This window comes from Actinomycetospora rhizophila, from assembly GCF_042657905.1.
Classification (GTDB): Bacteria; Actinomycetota; Actinomycetes; order Mycobacteriales; family Pseudonocardiaceae; genus Actinomycetospora; species Actinomycetospora rhizophila.
This window is the reverse complement of sequence record NZ_JBHSKG010000016.1, coordinates 24,164-43,463: the sequence shown is the minus strand read 5'-3', so window position 1 is coordinate 43,463 and position 19,300 is coordinate 24,164. Positions and strand designations below refer to the sequence as shown.

The following is a 19,300-nucleotide window of genomic DNA, read 5'->3' as shown; positions in this document are numbered from 1 at the left end:
CCGCCCCCGGAAGGAAGTAGTCCCGCATCATGAGTGCCCCGACCACCGGCAACGCCGAGGTCTTCTACGACGACGACGCCGACCTCTCGATCATCCAGGGGCGCAAGGTCGCCGTCATCGGCTACGGCAGCCAGGGCCACGCCCACGCGCTCTCCCTGCGCGACTCGGGCGTCGACGTGCGGGTCGGCCTGCCGGAGAGCTCGAAGAGCCGCGCCGGCGCCCAGGAGGAGGGGCTGCGCGTCGTCACGCCGGCCGAGGCCTCCGCCGAGGCCGACGTGATCATGATCCTGGCGCCGGACACGAAGCAGCGCACGATCTACGCCGACGACATCGCGCCGAACCTCGAGTCGGGCAACGCGATCTTCTTCGGGCACGGCTTCAACATCCGCTACGACCTGATCCAGCCGCCCAAGGACGTCGACGTCGCCATGGTCGCGCCCAAGGGCCCGGGCCACCTCGTGCGTCGCCAGTTCGTCGACGGCAAGGGCGTGCCGTGCCTCATCGCGGTCGAGCAGGACGCGACCGGCGGCGCCCAGGCGCTCGCGCTCTCCTACGCCGCGGCCATCGGCGGCGCCCGCGCCGGCGTCATCAAGACGACGTTCACCGAGGAGACCGAGACCGACCTCTTCGGCGAGCAGGCCGTGCTCTGCGGCGGCACCTCGGCGCTGGTCCAGGCCGGGTTCGAGACCCTGGTCGAGGCCGGCTATCAGCCCGAGATCGCCTACTTCGAGTGCCTCCACGAGCTCAAGCTGATCGTGGACCTCATGTACGAGAACGGCATCTGGGGCCAGCGCTACTCGATCAGCGACACCGCCGAGTACGGCGACCTCACCCGCGGCCCGCGCATCGTCAACAACGCGGTCAAGGAGGAGATGCGCAAGATCCTGGGCGAGATCCAGGACGGCACCTTCGCCCGCGAGTGGGTCGCCGAGGACGACAACGGCCGCCCGAACTTCCAGAAGCTCGAGGACGAGGGCAAGGCCCACCAGATCGAGCAGGTCGGCGCCAAGCTCCGTGGCCTCATGCCGTGGATGGCGCGCCCGACCAGCTGAGTCGCCGTCAGTGCCGGAGCGAACGGGTATCTCGCTGCTTCTACGCGCGCGAAGTCCCCGTTCGCTCCGGCGTGCCCGGCCTGTGAATCGGTTCACGACGGGTCGGTAAGGTCGCCGTGAGTGCGGGACGATCCCCCGCGAGCACGTCGGCGTGTGAGACATCGGTAGGTGCAGGGCTCGTCGGCGTGGACCGACCGCCGACCCCTCGGGAGCGATCACACGTGACCACCGCCGCCAGCTTGCCCGTCGTCCTGATGGCCGAGAAGCTCGCGCCGTCGACGCTGGAGGTGTTCGGCGACGAGGTCGAGATCCGGACCGTCGACGGCACCGACCGTCCCGCGCTGCTCGAGGCCGTCGCCGACGCCGACGCGCTGCTCGTGCGCTCCGCGACCCAGGTCGACGCCGAGGTCTTCGCCGCCGCCAAGCGGTTGAAGATCGTGGGCCGCGCTGGTGTCGGGCTCGACAACGTCGAGGTCCCCGCGGCGACCGCCCAGGGCGTCATGGTCGTCAACGCGCCGACGTCGAACATCGTCTCCGCCGCCGAGCACGCCCTCGCGCTGCTGCTGGCCACCGCCCGCCACATCCCGCAGGCCGACGCGAGCCTGCGCGGCGGCAAGTGGGAGCGCAGCAAGCTCTCCGGTGTCGAGATCCAGGGCAAGACGGTCGGCGTCATCGGCCTGGGCAAGATCGGTCAGCTGTTCGCGGCGCGCATCGCGTCGTTCGGCACGCACGTCATCGCCTACGACCCCTACCTGCCGCAGGCGCGCGCCACGCAGCTGGGCATCGAGCTCGTGGAGCTCGACGAGCTGCTCGCGCGCGCCGACATGATGACGATCCACCTGCCGAAGACGCCGGAGACCCAGGGCCTCATCGGCAAGGAGGCGCTGGCCAAGACCAAGCCGGGCGTCATCATCGTCAACGCCGCGCGCGGCGGGCTCGTCGACGAGGACGCGCTGGCCGAGGCCGTGCGCTCCGGGCACGTCGCGGGCGCCGGCATCGACGTCTACGTCACCGAGCCGACCACCTCGAGCCCGCTCTTCGAGCTCCCGCAGGTGACGGTGACGCCGCACCTCGGTGCCTCCACCGCCGAGGCGCAGGACCGCGCCGGCACCGACGTCGCCCACTCCGTGCTCGCCGGCCTGCGCGGCGACTTCGTCCCGGACGCCGTGAACGTCTCCGGCGGCGCGGTCGGCGAGGAGGTCCGCCCCTGGCTGGGGATCACCCAGAAGCTGGGCACGCTGCTCTCCGACCTGGTCGGGGCGCCGAGCGAGCTGCAGGTCCAGGTGCGCGGCGAGCTCGCCCACGAGGACGTCTCGGTGCTCTCGCTGGCCGCGCTGCGCGGGGTGTTCGGCGAGGTCGTCGACGAGCCGGTCACCTTCGTCAACGCCCCGGCCCTGGCCGCGGAGCGCGGGGTCACCGCCACCGTCGAGACGGCCACCGAGAGCCCGAACCACCGCAGCATGGTCACCCTGCGGGCCGTGCGCGACGACGGCGAGGCCGTCACCGTCTCCGGCACGCTCACCGGCGCCGACGAGGTCGAGAAGCTCGTCGAGATCAACGGCCGCAGCTTCGACCTGCGCGCCGAGGGCCACGTGCTGCTCTTCGAGTACTCCGACCGCCCGGGCGCGATGGGCACCGTCGGCACCATGCTCGGCGAGTCGAGCGTCAACATCGAGGCCGCGCAGCTCTCGCAGCAGCGCGACCGCGCCTCGTCGATCATGCTGCTGCGCGTCGACCAGGCGGTCGCGCCCGAGGTGCTCGAGCCGATCGGCCGGGCGCTCGACGCGCGGACGACCCGGCTCATCTCGTTCGGCTGAGCCGATCGGCGTGCACCTGAGCCGCTGATCTTGTTGCGCCCGGCGGGGGAGTGGCCCCGATGTCAAACCCCGCCGGGCGCTGCAACCCCGTCGGACACCGCGTTACCACGATCCGGCGATCCGGTTCCGTGATCGACCGATACGCCTAGTAGTCTCCCCGGGTCGGCCCCGGTCACCCCGTCGCGGGGCGACCCGCTCGTGGAGGTTGGTAGGGATGCGACTCGCGGTGGTGCCCGGCGACGGCATCGGTCCCGAGGTCGTCGGCGAGGCGCTCAAGGTGCTGGACGAGGTCGCCCCGTCGGTGGAGACCACCCAGTACGACCTCGGAGCGGCGCGCTGGCACTCCACGGGCGAGCTGCTGCCCGAATCGGTGCTCTCGGAGCTGCGCGAGCACGACGCGATCCTGCTCGGGGCGGTCGGCGACCCGTCGGTGCCCAGCGGGATCCTCGAGCGCGGGCTGCTGCTGCGCCTGCGCTTCGAGCTCGACCACCACGTCAACCTGCGCCCCGCCCGGCTCTACCCGGGCGTGCGCGGGCCGCTGGCCGGCAACGCCGAGATCGACCTCGTCGTCGTCCGCGAGGGCACCGAGGGGCCGTACGCCGGCAACGGCGGCCTGCTGCGCAAGGACACGCCGCAGGAGATCGCCACCGAGGTCAGCGTCAACACGGCGTTCGGCGTCGAGCGGGTCGTGCGCGACGCGTTCACCCGGGCGGCCGCGCGCCCCCGGCGCAAGCTGACGCTGGTGCACAAGACCAACGTGCTGACCCACGCCGGGTCGCTGTGGTCGCGTGTGGTCGAGGAGGTCTCGCTCGAGCACCCGGACGTCTCGGTCGACTACCAGCACGTCGACTCGACGACGATCCACCTGATCACCGACCCGTCGCGCTACGACGTGATCGTCACCGACAACCTGTTCGGCGACATCCTCACCGACCTCGCGGCGGCCGTCACCGGCGGCATCGGCCTCGCGGCCTCGGGCAACCTCGACGTCTCGCGCGCCAACCCGAGCATGTTCGAGCCGGTGCACGGCTCCGCGCCCGACATCGCCGGCAAGGGCATCGCCGACCCCACCGCGGCGATCCTGTCGGTGGCCCTGCTGCTCGACCACCTGGGTGAGCCCGAGCTCGCCCGCCGCGTCGAGGCGGCCGTGGCGTTCGACCTCGCGACCCGCGACCACGCGAACCCGGGCGGCACCCACGCCGTCGGCGACCGCCTCGCGGCCCTCGTCTCCTCCGCCGCGGGCACCCGCACCCCGGCCTGACGGTTGCACCGTCCCGGTGCGAGCCATGCGGCTTTCCTGGCGTGTGACGCCAGGATCGCCACAGGCTCGCTGACGTGACACGCCGGGCCGATCTCGTCGTCGCCGCGGTCGAGCTGATCGGCGGGGTCGGCATCGCGCTGTACTTCGTCGTCCTCGGTGTGACCGCCGACGGCGCGGACCGCACGGTGTTCGATCGCGCGTTCCCGTTCGTCCTGGCCGCGCTCGGCCTCGGGGTGCTGGGCACGATGGCGTGGCGCAGCGTGCGACGGGCCCGGGCGACCCCGGCACGAACGCAAGATCGTGGGGCCTTTCCTGACGTTGAACGCCAGCGTGGCCGCCAGGCTGGAGCTCCCCGGACCACGCCCACGGCGACGCCCACGGCGACGCCCGCGCCCCCGCCGGTCGCGGTGCCGGAGCTGTCGGCGGAGGGGCGGGCGGAGACGACGCGGTTGCTGCGGGTGCTCGGCGAGGCCGGGGTGCTCGCGCGCACCCCGGACGTCGACGCGATCGCCGAGGCCGTCGCCGACGCCGGCGAGCCGCCGACCGCCGGGTCGGTGCTCGGCGCGATCGGGGAGGCCGACTTCTGGCACCCCGGGTTCGACCCCGAGCCCCACCTCGCGCACCTCGCCTTCCACGACGGTCACACCGAGCAGTTCGTCGACACCCTGCGCGATCAGGTCGACGACCTCGCGCGCCTCCTGGGGAACGAGCCGGCCGTCCACCTCGAGCACGCCGCGATCGGCGACGACGGACGGCACCACCTGCGCCTGCGCCTCGGCGACGAGGTCCGGGAGGTCGAGTACCCCGGGCACCCCACGTACCTGAGCACCGTCCTCCACGCCGCGGTCGCCCGCGCGGCGCCCGGCCGTCTCGCGTGGCTGTGGGTCGACCAGGGGGTCTGGATCGCCACGCCCACCGTCGACGTCGACCGCCTCAACGCCGAGCTCGGCGCCCCTGACCACGAGCGCTGGACGTGGGTCCACGAGGAGGAACCGGTCGCCGCGGGATAGGGTCGGCGGCCGTGCGCCTCGCCCGGATCGCCCACGCCGACGGAGTCTCGTTCGCCGCGCTGCAGTCGCCGACCACGGCGGGCGGGGAGCCCGGGGCCGGGGACGTGTGCGCCGAGATCGCCGAGCACCCCTTCGGCGACCCGACCTTCACCGGCCGGACGTGGCCGCTCGCCGACGTCCGGGTGCTCGCGCCGATCCTGCCCACCAAGGTCGTCTGCATCGGCAAGAACTACGCCGCGCACGTCGACGAGATGGGCGGCGAGGCCCCGCCGGCCCCGCTGATCTTCATGAAGCCCTCGACCAGCGTCATCGGGCCCGGCCTGCCGATCCTGCTGCCGCCGGACTCGCAGCGCGTCGACTACGAGGGCGAGCTCGCCGTCGTCATCGGGATGCCGTGCCGCGACGTCCCCGAGGCCCGCGCGCGCGACGTCGTCCTCGGCTACACCGTCGCCAACGACGTCACGGCCCGCGACCTGCAGCAGGCCGACGGGCAGTGGACGCGCGCCAAGGGCTTCGACTCGTTCTGCCCGCTGGGGCCGTGGATCGAGACGACGGTCGACCCGTCGGACCTCGCGGTCCGCACCGAGCTGGACGGCGAGGTCCGCCAGGACTCGCGCACCCACCTGCTGCTGCACCCGGTCGACGAGCTCATCGCCTACATCTCGCGGGTGATGACGCTGCTGCCCGGCGACGTGATCCTCACCGGCACCCCGGCCGGCGTCGGCCCGATGGCGGCGGGCCAGCAGGTCAGCGTCACCGTCGAGGGCATCGGCACGCTCACCAACCCGGTCCAGGCGCGCGAGCGCTCGTAGACTGGCCCGGACCGAACTCCTGAAGGGGCACGTGCAGGTGGTGGAGACGGCCGGGGCACCGGAGCCGGACTGGGTGTCGACGATGGCCGACGAGGTCGTCGAGCGGGCCGGGCCGGGCACGAGGATCGTCTGCGCCTCGGGGCTGTCCCCGTCGGGCCCGATCCACCTGGGCAACCTGCGCGAGGTCATGACCCCGCACCTCGTCGCCGACGAGATCCGCCGCCGCGGCCACGACTGCGAGCACCTCGTCTCGTGGGACGACTACGACCGCTTCCGCCGCGTGCCCGCCGGGGTGGACCCGGCGTGGGAAGAGCACATCGGCAAGCCGCTCTCCGAGGTCCCGGCCCCGTTCGGCAGCCCGTTCGCGAACTGGGCCGAGCACTTCAAGGCGCCGATGATCGCCGCGCTGGCCGACCTCGGCGTGCCCTTCCGCGGCATCAGCCAGACCGGGATGTACACCTCGGGCGCCTACCGCGACCAGGTCCTGCTGGCCATGCGCGAGCGCGCGCGGATCGACGGCATCCTCGGCCGGTTCCGGACGAAGAAGAAGGGCGCCCCCGAGAACGACGACGAGGACGGCGCAGGCCAGGACGGGGCCGGGGGCCGGGAGTACTACCCCTTCAAGCCCTACTGCGGGGGCTGCGGGCGCGACGACACCACGATCACCGCCTACGACGACGACTCCACTGAGATGACCTACACGTGCGCGTGCGGGTTCACCGAGACGGTGCCGCTGCGCGAGTTCACCCGCGGCAAGCTCGTGTGGAAGGTCGACTGGCCGATGCGCTGGGCCTACGAGGGCGTGCACTTCGAGCCCTCGGGGGTCGACCACTCCTCGCCCGGGTCGTCGTACCAGGTCGGCGGGCTGATCGTCGACGAGGTGTTCGGCGGCCGGCAGCCGATCGGGCCGATGTACGCGTTCGTCGGGATCACCGGGCAGGCGAAGATGTCCAGCTCGCGCGGCTCGGTGCCGACGCCGGGCGACGCCCTGGAGATCCTCGAGGTGCCCGTCCTGCGCTGGCAGTTCGCGCGCCGCCGGCCCAACCAGGCCATCAAGGTCGCGTTCGACCAGGAGATCCACCGCCTCTACGACGAGTGGGACGCCCTCGAGCGCAAGGTCGCCGCGGGCACCGCGGGCGGCATCGAGACCACCGGCCACGTCCGCGCGGTGACCACCGCCGAGCGCGAGCTGACCCGGACCCCCGAGCCGGTGGCGTACCGGACGCTGGCGTCGGTCGTCGACGTCACCGCGGGCGACCCCGCCCAGCTCGAGCGCATCCTCGCTGGCCTGGGCGCGACGCCCGAGGGGGCCCGGCCGCGCCTCGACCGCGCCACCGCGTGGGTCGAGACCTACATGCCCGACGAGGCCCACACCCGCCTGCGCGAGGAGCCCGACACCGCGCTGCTCGCCTCGCTCGGCGACCAGGAGTCCGAGGCCGTCGCCATGCTGCGCGACCACCTCACCGACGACTGGTCGCTCGACGGCCTGACGACGCTGGTCTACGGCGTGCCCAAGAAGCAGGCCGGCCTGCCGCTGGACGTCAAGCCGACCGACGAGCTCAAGGCCGCCCAGCGCCGCTTCTTCGTGGTCGTCTACCAGCTGCTCGTGGGCGCCGACACCGGCCCGCGCCTGCCCACGCTGCTGCTGGCCGCCGGCCCCGAGCGCGTGCGCCACCTGCTCGGGGGCTGACCCCGCGCGTCAGCGCAGGAAGCTGCCCAGCACCCCGCCGACACCGCTCTGGCCGGCCTGCTCGCCGCCGCCCTGGCCGCCGACGCCGCCGACCGGCACCTCCTCGGAGGGCTGGACGATGACGAAGCCGTGGCCGCCGAAGGTCATCGTGAACGCCTCGCCGGTGGTGCGCCCGAACAGCGTGCCGAGCCCGATCTGGTCGGCGCGGTGCACCCCGACCTGCAGCCCGGCCGACCACGCGACGGCGGCCTGCGGGTCGGCGAAGGTCGGCTGGTCGACGTTGAGGACGACCGGCGTGCCCTTGCACGTGATCGCGAGGCGCCCACGGCCGGAGAACACGCAGTTGAACAGGCCCGCGCCCGACATCGTCCCGGCGCCCGAGACCATCTGGATGTCGTAGGAGAGCGTCGGCTCGAAGGCCAGCACGTTCTTGCCGTTGATCGACAGCGCGTCGTGCGGGCCCTCGAGGTCGATGAGGTGGACGTCCTGGGCCGCGTCGGCCAGGAAGACGTCCCCGCGGCCGCTGACCTTCATCAGCGGCACGCCCTCGCCGGTGAGCTGCTTCTTGAGAAAGCCGCCGATCCCGCCCGAGCCCAGCGCCTCGAAGCGGACGTCGCCCTGGAAGGCGACCATCGACCCCTGCCGGGCGAGGCACTCGCCGGCGAGCTCGACCTTGAGCATCTTCGAGTTCTGCAGGCGCAGGCCCGGCTGGGCCGACTCCTGCTCCTGGTTCTCCGGGGCGAAGAGGTTGCTGCGCACGCCCGGGAGTGTGTCAGCGCGGCGAGGCGAAGACGACGACGTTGTCGACGTACGAGCGGGTGGCGGGGTCGAACGGCCCGCCGCAGGTGACCAGGCGCAGCGCGGGGCCGGCGGTCGGGCCGTAGACGCGGTCGGTCGGGAAGGTGTCCTTGCCGAACTGCTCGACCGAGTCGACGACGAAGTGCGCCACCGTGCCGTCGCTGCGCGGGACGTCGACGGTGTCGCCGGCGCGCAGCTCGCGCAGCCGCGAGAACACCCCGGGGCCCTGCCACGAGTCGACGTGCCCGACGACGACGGCGGGCCCGGCCTGCCCGGGTACCGAGCCCTCGGTGAACCAGCCGACGTCCTGGGGGCCGGCGGGCACCTGGAGGGTGCCGCCCCGGCGCTCGACGCCGAGGTCGCTGAGGTGCCCCGCGGCGACACCGGCCGCGGGCACCGACAGGCCGGTCGGGCGCAGCGCCGTGCGGGACGAGACCGGCGGCGCGACGACGGGCATCGGGGCCGCCGCCGGGGCGGCGAACGGCGCCGACGCCCCGGCGAGCCCGCCGTAGCCCGCGGGCACGCCGCCGCTGGGGGTCCGGCGCGGCGCGGGCGTCGGGGCGGTGGTCGTCGGGGACGGCGTCGCCGTGGGCGCCGGACCGGTGGTGGCCGGCGGGCTCGACGGCGGCCCGGCGCTCGACGTCGGGGTGGGACCCGCCGTCGTGGTGGGGTCGGCGGGAGCGGACGGCGATGCGGCGCCGTCGGGCACCGCGGTGACCGCGAGCGCGCCCTGCGGGTCGCGGGTGACGATCACGGAGCCCACCGACGACTCCCGACGGGCAGCGTGACCTGCGTCGACTGCCCCGAGCTGGTGGTGACGTCCATCGTCCAGGTCCGCGCGTCGACGGTGGCGTAGTCCGAGGCGGCGCCGTAGAAGACGTCGTCGGCGAGCGGGCCGCCGCCGCGGGCGGTGACGTCGACGGCGCCCACCCCGGCGGCCGCGGAGATCACGCGCACGAGCGCCGAGCCGGCCGGGGGCGCGGTCGTCCGGTCGCTGAGGAGCTCCGCCTGCGGCGCGGCGTTCGGGCCGACGTCGACGAACGCGGCGGTCTGCGCGGAGCCCGCGGTGACGGCGACGCTCGCGGTGAGCGCGGGCGCGGTGGTGGCGGCGGCGCCGGCGGGGCGCGCCTGCAGCGTGTAGACGCCCGGCGCGGCCGGGAGGTAGTCGGTGAGCCCGCGGTACGACACGCTCCCGGCGACCTTGGTCAGGGGCAGCCCCGGCCCCTCGGCGTACATGTCCACCGCACCGGTCGAGGGCGAGAGGTGCGCGACGCGCAGCAGGCCCTGCCCGGTCGGCGCCGACTGCGACGAGGGTGCGACGGCCAGCGACACCACCCCGGCCTGGGCCAGCACGCCCGTCCCGCCGATCGCGAGCGCCGTCGTGGTGAGCGCGAGTGCGGCCGTCCCCGCCCGCCGACCGACCAGCGGTCCGACCACCCGCCCGACCGTCCGCCCCATCCGTGACCCCGTCCGTGGTCGCATCCGCCGTCCCCTGCTGCTCGCCGTGCCCGATCTCCGCCCCGCCCCCGATGCGTTCGACCGAACGGGGGGATGTGGTTCGCATGATCGAGACGACGTCGCTCACAACGAGCGGTACCGCGCGGGGATGCGACGGGACGGGCACGATCAGCGGCATGCCCGACTCCCCGGCTCTCCCGCTCGACGGTGTCCTGGTCGTGGCCTGCGAGCAGGCGGTCGCCGCGCCGCTGGCCACGCGCCACCTCGCCGACCTCGGCGCCCGCGTCATCAAGGTCGAGCGGCCGGGGCGCGGGGACTTCGCGCGCGACTACGACACGGTGGTCGGCGGGCTGTCCAGCCACTTCGTCTGGCTCAACCGCGGCAAGGAGAGCGTGACGCTCGACCTCAAGGACCCGGACGCGCTCGCGGACCTGCGGCGGATCCTGGCGCACGCCGACGTGTTCGTGCAGAACTTCGCGCCCGGGGCCGCGGAGCGCCTCGGGCTCGGCGCCGAGGAACTGCGCCGGGTGCACCCGCGGCTCGTGCACTGCAGCATCTCGGGTTACGGCTCGGCCGGCCCGTACCGCGACGCCAAGGCCTACGACCTGCTCATCCAGGCCGAGGCCGGGCTGGTGACGATGACCGGGACGCCCGAGCACCCCGCGAAGGCGGGCATCCCCGCGGCCGACATCGGCGCCGGGATGTACGCGTTCTCGGGGATCCTCGCCGCGCTCTACGAGCGGGAGCGCACGGGGGAGGGGACGGCGCTCGAGGTCAGCCTCTTCGACTCCCTGAGCGAATGGATGGGCTTCCCGCTGACCTACGCCGCCGGCGCCGGCCGCGCCCCGCAGCGGGCGGGCACCTCGCACCCCGCGATCGCCCCGTACGGGACGTTCACCGCGGGCGACGGCACCGAGGTCGTCCTCGCGATCCAGAACGAGCGCGAGTGGGCGCGGTTCTGCGCGGAGGTCCTGGGCGACGAGGCGGTGGCCACCGACGAGCGCTTCGCCACCGGCTCGGCGCGCGTCGAGCACCGCGCCGACCTGCACGCGGTCATCGACGGGGTGCTGGGCGGGCTCGACGGCGAGGAGGCGGTCGCCCGGCTGGTGCGCGCCCACATCGCCCACGCCCGCCGGCGCGACCTCGTCGGCGACGAGGGCGTGCTCACCCACCCCCAGCACCTCGCCCGCGACCGGTGGCGCACCGTCCGGTCCCCGGGCGGCGAGGTGCCCGCCCTCGTCCCGCCGATCGGGCTCGGCAGCGGGGGGACCGGGCGCCCGCTGCGCATGGGCCCGATCCCCGACGTCGGCGAGCACACCGACGCCGTGCTTTCCGAGTTCCGGAAGACCTGACGCGGCCGGGTTGTCCTCGCCGCGCCGGTGCACTTCCCTGCCACCCCATGGCCGGACCGAGCACAGCACCGTCGCGCCGGAGCATCTTCACCGCGAGCTTCGTCGGCACGTCGATCGAGTGGTACGACTACTACATCTTCGGCACCGCCGCGGCGCTGGTGTTCGGGAGCCTCTTCTTCCCGCAGTTCTCCTCGGTGGCGGGCACCCTCGCCGCGTTCGGCACCTTCGCGGTCGGCTTCATCGCCCGCCCGCTCGGCGCCGCGGTGATCGGGCACTACGGCGACCGCCTCGGCCGCAAGGCCATGCTCGTGCTCACCCTGCTGCTCACCGGCGGCGCGACGGCGCTGATCGGCCTGCTGCCGACGTACGCGGCGATCGGCATCGGCGCCCCGCTGCTGCTCGTGCTGCTGCGCCTGCTGCAGGGCTTCGGCGTCGGCGGGGAGTGGGGCGGCGCGGTGCTCATCGCCACCGAGCACGCCACCAGCCGCCAGCGCGCGGTCTACGGGAGCTTCGCGCAGTTCGGCGTCCCGATCGGCGTGCTCACCTCCAACCTCGCCTTCCTCGCGGTCGCCGGGCTGCCCGACGAGGCGTTCCGGTCGTGGGGCTGGCGCATCCCGTTCCTGCTCTCGGTGGTGCTCGTGGTGGTCGGGTTCGTCGTGCGCAGCCGCCTGCAGGACGCGCCGGAGTTCGAGGCGGTGAAGCGCAACCGGGAGACGAGCACGGTGCCCGTCGCCGAGCTGGTGCGCCGGCACCCGAAGGTGCTCGTGCTCGCGAGCCTCGCCTCGATCGCGCCGCCCGCGATCGGCTACACGGTGATCGTCTACATGCTGAGCTACGGCACCACCGTGCTCGACTACGAGCGCACCACCCTGCTCACCCTGATCATGCTGTCGACCGTCGTCTGGGTCGCGACGATCGTCGGGGCGGCGGTGCTGTCCGACCGCATCGGCTCGCGCCCCGTGTACGTCGCCGGGGCGATCACGGCGGTGCTCTGGCCGCTGCCGATGTTCGCGCTGGTCAACACGGGGTCGGCGGCTCTCGCGGGGCTGGCCTTCGCGGTGGCCGCCGTGGTCCAGGGGATCATGGCCGGCGCGCAGGGCGGGCTGTTCAGCGAGATCTTCCCGGTGCGCGTGCGCTACAGCGGCATCTCGATCGCCTACCAGGTCGGCGGCATGGTCGGCGGCGCCGTGACGCCGATCGTCGCCACCGCGCTGTTCGGCGCCACCGGGTCGTCGACGCCGATCGCGCTCTACGTCGCGGCCCTCTCGCTGCTGACGCTGCTCGCCGTGTTCGGCCTGCGCGAGGGTTCGGGGCGCACGGAGACGGTGCGCGCCGGTGCGGCGCGGCATCAGCCCAATTGATGTCGGTCATTCCCGATCGCAGTTTCTCCGTCCGCCGATGCCATTCCTACGATCGGTGACGTGCGGATTCCGGTGTCACGGCTCGACGAGTTCCCGCCGGGGGAGCGTCGCATCGTCGAGGAGGGCCGGCGGTCGATCGGCGTGTTCCGCGTCGGTGACCGCTTCTACGCCCTGAACAACCACTGCCCCCACCAGGGCGGGCCGCTCTGCCTCGGGCGCACCGCGCCGTGGGTGCGCTCGACGCGGCCCGGCGAGGTCCGCGTCGACGGCGACCACGCCCTCGTGGCGTGCCCCTGGCACGGCTGGGAGTACGACCTCGCGACCGGGCAGTCGTTCCTGGGCCCGGGCGAGGCGCCGGTCCGCACCTACGGGGTGTCGGTGGGCGCCCGCGAGATCGACAGGGAACCCGGTCCGTACGTGGTCGAGACGTACCCGGTGCACGTCGAGGACGCCTGGGTCGTGGTGGACACCGCGACCCGCGGGGAGGAATCCGCATGACGATCACCCAGACCGCCACCGCGCCGGCCGCCCGCCGGACGGCCCGCACGCTGGTCGACGCCGACATCCACCCGCACGCGCTCGCCCCGCAGATCGCGGCCCGGCTCGCGCCCGCGCACCGCCGGCGCTGGGAGATGTTCGGCAGCCGCGTGCTCGCGCCGCCGGAGATCTACCCGCGGGTGCGCAACGCCGGGTTCCGCACCGATGCCTGGCCGCCCGGCGGCTTCCCCGGCAGCGACCTCGGGATGGTCCGCAGCCAGCTGCTCGACGAGTTCGACGTCGACCACGGCATCCTCATCCCGCTGCAGGGCCACAGCTGGGGTGTCGAGGCGCCCGACTACGCGGCGGCGCTGTGCGGCGCGCTCAACTCCTGGCTGCGCGAGGAGTGGCTCGACCCCGAGCCGCGGCTGCGCAGCTCGATCGCCGTCCCGCACGAGGCGCCCGACCTGGCCGCCGCCGAGATCCGGCGCCGTGCCGACGACCCCGGGTTCGTCCAGGTGCTGCTCTCGACCGGTACCGAGCTCTCCCTCGGGCGCCGCAACTACTGGCCGATCTTCGCCGCGGCGCAGGAGGCCGGCCGCCCGATCGCCGTGCACACCGGCGGGCTCGCGCAGCACCGCTCGGCGGGCTGGCCGTCGTTCTACCTCGAGGAGCACGTCTGGAACGGCAACACCATGGCGGCGGTGCTGACGAGCTTCCTGCTCGAGGGCGTCTTCGAGGAGTTCCCGTCCCTGCAGCTCGTGCTCGTCGAGGGCGGGATCGCCTGGGCCGGGCCGCTGCTCTGGTCGCTCGACCAGGCGTGGGCGGCGCTGCGCGAGGACGTCCCGCGCCTGACGCGGCCGCCGTCGGAGATCGTGCGCGAGCGGGTCTGGTTCACCACGCAGCCGATCGAGGAGCCCGAGGACCCGCACCACCTCGAGATCGCGCTGCGCCACCTCGACATGGACGACCGCATCCTGTTCGCCTCGGACTACCCGCACTGGGACTTCGACTCGCCGCGCCACGCGCCGCGGGCGTTCCCGGCCGCCATCCGCGACACGGTGATGGGCGCGAACGCGTGCCGCCTCTACGGCCTGCCGGTCCGGGGGAGCGCGTGAGCGCCCCGGTGCTCACCGGCGCGGTCGACGCCGACGTGCACGTCGCGCCGGCGCACCTCGACGTGCTCACCGGCTACTTCGACGACTACTGGCGCGGCTACGTCGTCGACGGCGGCGTCTCGCTCTCGCCGAGCCAGGCCGGCGCCTACCCGCCCCTCGCGCCGACCAGCGCGACCCCCGAGGCGCGCGCCGCGGGCCTGCTGCCGGCCGCGGGCACCGTCGACGCCCTGCGCGACGCGCTGCTCGACCCGGCCGGGCTGGCGACGGCCGTGCTGAGCTGCACCAGCGCGTTCCCCGTCAACCGCAACCCGTACTACGAGGCGGCCCTGACCCGCGCGGTCAACGACTGGCTGCTCGAGCACTGGCTCGCCCACGACCCGCGCCTGCGCGCGAGCATCGTCGTGCCGAGCCTGGACACCGGGGCGGCCGTCGCCGAGATCGAGCGGGTCGGGGGGCACCCCGGCGTCGTCGGTGTGCTGCTCCCGGTGCGCACCGACGCGCCGTGGGGCAACGTGCGCCACCGGCCCGTCCTGCAGGCCGCCGCGGAGCACGGGCTGGTCGTCGGCCTGCACGCGTGGGGTCGCGTCGGGCACGCGGGGACCCCGTCGGGGCTGACCCACACCTACATCGAGGACTACCTCACCAACTCCCAGGTGGCCGCTCAGGCCCAGCTCACCAGCCTCGTCACCGAGGGCGCCTTCGCCGCGGTGCCCGACCTGCGGGTGACGTTCCTGGAGTGCGGCTTCTCGTGGCTGCCCGCGCTGCTGTGGCGCTTCGACAAGGACTGGAAGGGCGTGTGGCGCGAGGTGCCGTGGGTCGCCGGGCGCCCGTCGCAGATCGTCCGCGAGCACGTGCGGTTCACCACGGCCCCGGCGGCGTTGCCGGCCGACCCGGCGCGGATCCGCGAGGTGCTCGAGCTCCTCGGCGGCACCGACCCGCTGCTGTGGGCGAGCGACCACCCCCACGACCACGGCCCCGGCGGGCAGTGGCTGCTCGACGCGCTGACCGACGATGAGCGGACGGCGGTGACCCGCGACAACGCCGTCGCGTGGTACGGGCTGTGACCCTGCCGGGGTTCGCGGCCCGGGACGTCGAGACCGAGCCGGGCGTGCGGATCCGGGTGCACGAAGCGGGGTCGGGGCCGCCGGTGCTGCTGCTGCACGGGTGGCCGCAGACCTCGGCGATGTGGCACGCCGTCGCCCCCGACCTGGCCCGCGACCACACCGTCGTCGCCGCCGACCTGCGCGGCTACGGGGCGAGCACGGCCCCGCCCGGCGCGCGCTTCGACAAGCGCGCGATGGCCCGCGACCAGCTCGCGGTGATGGCCGCCCTGGGCCACGAGCGCTTCGCCGTCGTCGGCCACGACCGCGGCGCGCGCTGCGCCTACCGCCTCGCCCTCGACCACCCCGACGCCGTCACGGCGCTCGCGGTGCTCGACGTCCTGCCCACCGGCGACGTGTTCGCGGGCGTCGACGCGGCGTTCGCGCTGGCGGCCTGGCACTGGTTCTTCCTCGCCCAGCCCGGCGGTGTCCCGGAGCGGATGATCCTGGCCGACCCCGACGCGTTCTTCGCCCGGTACGTGCCCGACCCGGTCCCGCACCGCGACGCGTGGCGCCGCCCCGAGGTCGTCGCGGCCATGTGCGCCGACTACCGCGCCGCCGCGACGGTCGACGCCGCCGACGACGAGGCCGACCGCGGCCGCCGCGGGATCGGGTGCCCGACCCTGGTGCTCTGGGGTGCCTCGGGGCCGCTGGGCCGGGCGCCCGACGTGCTCGGGACCTGGCGGCGCTGGGCCCCGGCCGCGACCGGGCGTGCGCTCGACTGCGGCCACCATCCGGCCGAGGAACGGCCCGGCGAGACGTTGGACGAGCTGCGGAACCTTCTCGCCCCCTGAGCTTCTCGGACTCCGGGAACGACCGTTGACGCCGGCGGTCGGCCCACCAACAGAATCACCCATGAGCCGCCCCCGCGCGTCGCTGGCCAACCTCGACCTCAACCTCGTGGTCTTCCTGCGGGAGCTGCTCCGCGAGCGCAACGTCACCCGGGCCGCCGAGCGGATCGGGGTCACGCAGCCCGCCGCGAGCGCGGCCCTGCTGCGCCTGCGCCGCCACTTCTCCGACGAGCTGCTCGTGCGCAACGGCGCGCAGTTCGTGCTCTCCCCGCTGGCCGAGCAGCTCGCCGGGCAGGTCGAGCCGGTCTGCGAGGGGCTCGAGGCGCTGTTCGTCACCACCGGCGACTTCCGCGCCGACGACTCGCGGCGCGAGTTCACGCTGCTCATGCCCGACTACGTCGTCTGTGCCCTCGGGGAGACCCTGTCGCGCACGATGCACCGGGCCGCGCCGGGCACGCGGCTGCACGTCAAGCTGGTCAACGAGGCGCTGCCGGCCGACCCGCTGGACACCCTGCGGGTGATCGACGGGATCCTCTCGGCCCCGACGCAGGCGTTGCGCACGGCGGGGATCCGCGACCTCGAGCTCTTCCGCGACCGGTGGGTGTGCGTGCTCGACCGCGACAACCCCGCCGCGGACGGCTTCGGCCTGGCCGACCTCGAGGCGCTGCCCTGGGTCGTGCCGCACCACCCCGACGGCGGCTATCCGGCCAGCTACCCGCTGACCCCGCTCCTGGCGCGGCTCTCGCGGCGCCCGCACGTCGCCGTGCGCGTCGACAGCTACCGGGCCACGCCCTACTTCGTGGCCGGCACCGACCGGGTCGCGGTCATGCAGCGGCGCCTGGCGGCGACGTTCGCCGACCGTCCGGACCTGCGCATCGTGCCGTGCCCCGGCGACCCGCCCGAGATCGTCGAGTGCCTCTGGTGGCACCAACGGCTCGACGACGACCCGGCGCACCGGTGGCTGCGCGGCGTCATCCGGCAGGCGGCCCGGGACGCGCCCGAGATCCCGACCCCCGATCACGGAGCGATCACGGCGGCGAGCCATACACCCCGATGATGACGTCAATTCGAACTACTGATTGGCCGCCGGCGCGAAAGCGTTCGTAGTGTGATTTTCCACGCGGCCGGCGTCGGATCCATTCCGGGACGCGCCGCCACGATGCCACGAGGAGGCTCGGGTGACGACGTCGTTCCCGATCAGTTCGACGCCGGGGCTGTCGCGCCGTCGTTTCCTGCACCGGGCCGGGCTCGCCGCCGCGGTCGGGGCCGCCGCGGTCGTCGTGCCCGCCTGCTCGTCGGGGGCAGGCGGGTCCGGCGAGCGCGTCACGTTCCTCAACGTGCTGCCGCTGGAGACCCTGTCGTTCACCCCGGAGCTGGTCGCCGCCGCGGGCGGGCACTTCGCCCGCGAGGGCCTCGACGTGCAGTTCCAGACCACCCGTGGCTCGGCGCAGGCCATCCAGACGCTGATCGCGGGCAGCGCGCTGGTGTCCCGCATCGGCGACATCGAGACGATGATCGCCGTCGGCGAGCGCAACGCCCCGCTGGTGAACGTCAGCACGATGCTGCAGCAGGTCACCGTGCGGATGGTGTCCGCGGCGAGCGCGCCCATCCGCACGCCGGCCGACTTCGCCGGGAAGACGATCGGGCTCCCCTCGCAGGGCGGCACCAGCGAGACCACGCTCGACCTCGTGCTGGCCCGCGGCGGCGTCGACCCCGCGAGCGTGCAGCGCCAGGTGGTCGGGCTCGCGCCGGGCGTGTTCGACCTCGTGGCGCAGGGGCGCATCGCCGCCTACGTCGCCTCGCTCGACACCTCCGAGCAGCTGCGGCTCCAGCGCCCCGACGCGGTCGTGTTCAACCCGGCCGACGTCATCGCGAGCGGTGCCCAGCTCTACGCCACCTCGCGCCCCCAGCTGGACGACCCGCGCAGCCGCGACCTCATGACCCGCTACCTGCGCGGCATCCGCTCGGCGGTGAACGCGGTGCTCGCCGACCCCACCGGCGACGGCGATCCTGGCGTTCTTCCCGATCCTGCTCAACGTCCTGCTCGGCGTGCGCTCGGTCGACCGCGGGCACCGCGACGTCATGCGCGGGCTCGGCGCGAGCCGGTGGTCGACGTTCCGCAACCTGGAGCTGCCGAGCACGCTGCCCTACGTCTTCGCGGGCATGGAGGTCGCGATCGTCTTCTCGGTGATCGGCGCGATCGTGGGGGAGTACCTCGGCGGCAACGAGGGCCTCGGGTTCCTCGTGGTCTCGAGCCTCAACGCCCTCGACGCCCCCGCGCTGTTCGCCGTCATCGTGCTGCTCGCCGCCGTCGGCTCCGTGCTCTTCTTCGCGGTGAACCTGGCCAAGCGCCTGGTCATCCCGTGGCACGAGTCGGTGAGCGAGAAGGAGTTCGCGTGACTCAGGCGGGCTTGCGGGCGAGGTAGCCCGCCAGGTCGATCTCGGCGCGCAGCGGGAGGCCGTCGCGGACCTGCTGCTCGGCGGCGCGGACGGCGGCGTCGTGGAACGCCTCCTCGCCCACGGCCCGGATCGCCTCCCAGGCCGGGCCGGTGGAGGCGAGCGTCCGGGCGAAGGCGTGCGGGTCGGCGAACTCCCAGGCGAAGCGCGGCGACACCCGCCGGACGTCGGTGAACCCGTGGGAGGCGAGCAGCTCCTCGCCCGCGCCCGGCCGGCCCAGCGCCACCATCGCCGCCTGGTTGGCCACCGCCGGTGCCTCGGCCAGGCGGAAGGGGGAGAGGGCCCAGGCGCCGGGCGAGATCTTGATGTGCCCCCACACGGTCAGGCCGAGGCGGCCGCCGGGCGCGAGCACCCGGTGGACCTCGGCGAGGGCCTCGGGCGTGGTGCCCCAGATGCCCCGGAAGCTGGTGACGACGTCGAAGTTCCCGTCGGGCCAGGGCAGGGCGTGCATGTCGCCCACCCGCACGTCGGCGTCCGGGTTGCGGTCGCGGGCCACGGCGACCAGCCGCTCGGAGGCGTCGATGCCCGCGCACGTCGCCCCGCGCAGGGCGGCCAGCTCCAGGGCGAGCCCGGAGCCGCAGGCCACGTCGAGGAGCCGGTCGCCGGCGTCGACGCCGAGCGCGTGGTGGATCGCGACGTACTCGCGGCAGTTGCTGGGCTCCGACAGCGTCGCGAAGTCCACGGCCCGGCGGCCCCAGCCCTCGTCGACGACGGTCCAGTCGTGGGTCGTCACGGCCATGAGCTGC

18 protein-coding genes and 1 pseudogene are annotated in these 19,300 nt (G+C 74.2%); 15 read left to right on the top strand and 4 right to left on the bottom strand.

All coding sequences use genetic code 11. The annotated features are described in order from the left end of the window. The first annotated feature begins 29 nt into the window (after positions 1–29). From ilvC to lysS, 6 genes are all read left to right on the top strand, one after another. Positions 30–1,052, top strand: coding sequence for a ketol-acid reductoisomerase (ilvC, locus tag ACFPK1_RS24670; RefSeq protein WP_378023601.1), 1,023 nt, complete (start codon positions 30–32; stop codon positions 1,050–1,052). A 254-nt stretch (positions 1,053–1,306) separates the two neighbouring features. Beyond that, complete coding sequence (gene serA, locus ACFPK1_RS24665; protein WP_378023702.1) at positions 1,307–2,869, top strand: phosphoglycerate dehydrogenase; 1,563 nt, start codon at positions 1,307–1,309, stop codon at positions 2,867–2,869. A 214-nt stretch (positions 2,870–3,083) separates the two neighbouring features. Continuing rightward, positions 3,084–4,130: a 3-isopropylmalate dehydrogenase gene (locus ACFPK1_RS24660; protein ID WP_378023600.1), complete on the top strand. Its 1,047-nt coding sequence runs from the start codon at positions 3,084–3,086 to the stop codon at positions 4,128–4,130. Between the two features lie 74 nt (positions 4,131–4,204). Further along, positions 4,205–5,140, top strand: coding sequence for a hypothetical protein (locus ACFPK1_RS24655; RefSeq protein ID WP_378023599.1), 936 nt, complete (start codon positions 4,205–4,207; stop codon positions 5,138–5,140). Between the two features lie 11 nt (positions 5,141–5,151). Then, a complete protein-coding gene (locus tag ACFPK1_RS24650; RefSeq protein WP_378023598.1) occupies positions 5,152–5,952 on the top strand; it encodes a fumarylacetoacetate hydrolase family protein in 801 nt (266 codons plus the stop codon). Between the two features lie 31 nt (positions 5,953–5,983). Then, positions 5,984–7,642 carry a lysine--tRNA ligase gene (gene lysS / locus ACFPK1_RS24645; protein ID WP_378023597.1) on the top strand — a complete coding sequence of 553 codons (1,659 nt, stop codon included), beginning with the start codon at positions 5,984–5,986 and terminating at the stop codon, positions 7,640–7,642. A 9-nt stretch (positions 7,643–7,651) separates the two neighbouring features. Here the strand turns inward: lysS and ACFPK1_RS24640 are convergent, their stop codons facing one another. From ACFPK1_RS24640 to ACFPK1_RS24630, 3 genes are read right to left on the bottom strand one after another with little or no spacing between them, the layout of a single operon-like run. Beyond that, positions 7,652–8,401, bottom strand: coding sequence for an AIM24 family protein (locus tag ACFPK1_RS24640; RefSeq protein WP_378023596.1), 750 nt, complete (start codon positions 8,399–8,401; stop codon positions 7,652–7,654). Between the two features lie 13 nt (positions 8,402–8,414). Continuing rightward, the gene (locus ACFPK1_RS24635; RefSeq protein ID WP_378023595.1) at positions 8,415–9,203 is read right to left on the bottom strand and encodes a class F sortase; all 789 of its coding nucleotides are present in this window, start codon (positions 9,201–9,203) and stop codon (positions 8,415–8,417) included. Further along, entirely contained in the window at positions 9,191–9,877 is a 687-nt protein-coding gene (locus ACFPK1_RS24630; protein ID WP_378023594.1) for a DUF4397 domain-containing protein, read from the bottom strand. Before ACFPK1_RS24630 ends, ACFPK1_RS24635 begins: the two co-directional genes overlap by 13 nt. Before the next feature lie 197 nt (positions 9,878–10,074). Here ACFPK1_RS24630 and ACFPK1_RS24625 point away from each other — a divergent pair, with 197 nt between their 5' ends. The 9 genes and pseudogenes from ACFPK1_RS24625 (at position 10,075) to ACFPK1_RS24585 (ending at position 18,497) form a co-directional block, all read left to right on the top strand. Further along, positions 10,075–11,250: a CaiB/BaiF CoA transferase family protein gene (locus tag ACFPK1_RS24625; protein WP_378023593.1), complete on the top strand. Its 1,176-nt coding sequence runs from the start codon at positions 10,075–10,077 to the stop codon at positions 11,248–11,250. A 47-nt stretch (positions 11,251–11,297) separates the two neighbouring features. Next, positions 11,298–12,611, top strand: coding sequence for an MFS transporter (locus tag ACFPK1_RS24620; protein ID WP_378023592.1), 1,314 nt, complete (start codon positions 11,298–11,300; stop codon positions 12,609–12,611). 60 nt (positions 12,612–12,671) lie between these two features. After that, on the top strand, positions 12,672–13,109 hold the full coding sequence (locus ACFPK1_RS24615) for a Rieske (2Fe-2S) protein (protein ID WP_378023591.1): 438 nt from the start codon (positions 12,672–12,674) through the stop codon (positions 13,107–13,109). After that, positions 13,106–14,206, top strand: coding sequence for an amidohydrolase family protein (locus ACFPK1_RS24610; protein WP_378023590.1), 1,101 nt, complete (start codon positions 13,106–13,108; stop codon positions 14,204–14,206). Before ACFPK1_RS24615 ends, ACFPK1_RS24610 begins: the two co-directional genes overlap by 4 nt. Then, positions 14,203–15,270 carry an amidohydrolase family protein gene (locus tag ACFPK1_RS24605; protein ID WP_378023589.1) on the top strand — a complete coding sequence of 356 codons (1,068 nt, stop codon included), beginning with the start codon at positions 14,203–14,205 and terminating at the stop codon, positions 15,268–15,270. Before ACFPK1_RS24610 ends, ACFPK1_RS24605 begins: the two co-directional genes overlap by 4 nt. Then, positions 15,267–16,100 (top strand): alpha/beta fold hydrolase, encoded by an 834-nt coding sequence (locus ACFPK1_RS24600; RefSeq protein WP_378023588.1) that lies wholly within the window; start codon positions 15,267–15,269, stop codon positions 16,098–16,100. The genes ACFPK1_RS24605 and ACFPK1_RS24600 overlap by 4 nt, the downstream gene beginning before the upstream one ends. A gap of 61 nt (positions 16,101–16,161) precedes the next feature. Continuing rightward, positions 16,162–17,154 (top strand): LysR family transcriptional regulator, encoded by a 993-nt coding sequence (locus tag ACFPK1_RS24595; RefSeq protein ID WP_378023587.1) that lies wholly within the window; start codon positions 16,162–16,164, stop codon positions 17,152–17,154. A 121-nt stretch (positions 17,155–17,275) separates the two neighbouring features. Further along, a pseudogene (locus tag ACFPK1_RS24590) lies at positions 17,276–18,034 on the top strand (ABC transporter substrate-binding protein); the annotation flags it as partial. A 70-nt stretch (positions 18,035–18,104) separates the two neighbouring features. Further along, the gene (locus tag ACFPK1_RS24585) at positions 18,105–18,497 is read left to right on the top strand and encodes an ABC transporter permease (protein ID WP_378023701.1); all 393 of its coding nucleotides are present in this window, start codon (positions 18,105–18,107) and stop codon (positions 18,495–18,497) included. A 1-nt stretch (position 18,498) separates the two neighbouring features. Here the strand turns inward: ACFPK1_RS24585 and ACFPK1_RS24580 are convergent, their stop codons facing one another. Beyond that, on the bottom strand, positions 18,499–19,293 hold the full coding sequence (locus ACFPK1_RS24580) for a class I SAM-dependent methyltransferase (RefSeq protein WP_378023586.1): 795 nt from the start codon (positions 19,291–19,293) through the stop codon (positions 18,499–18,501). Positions 19,294–19,300 lie beyond the last annotated feature (7 nt).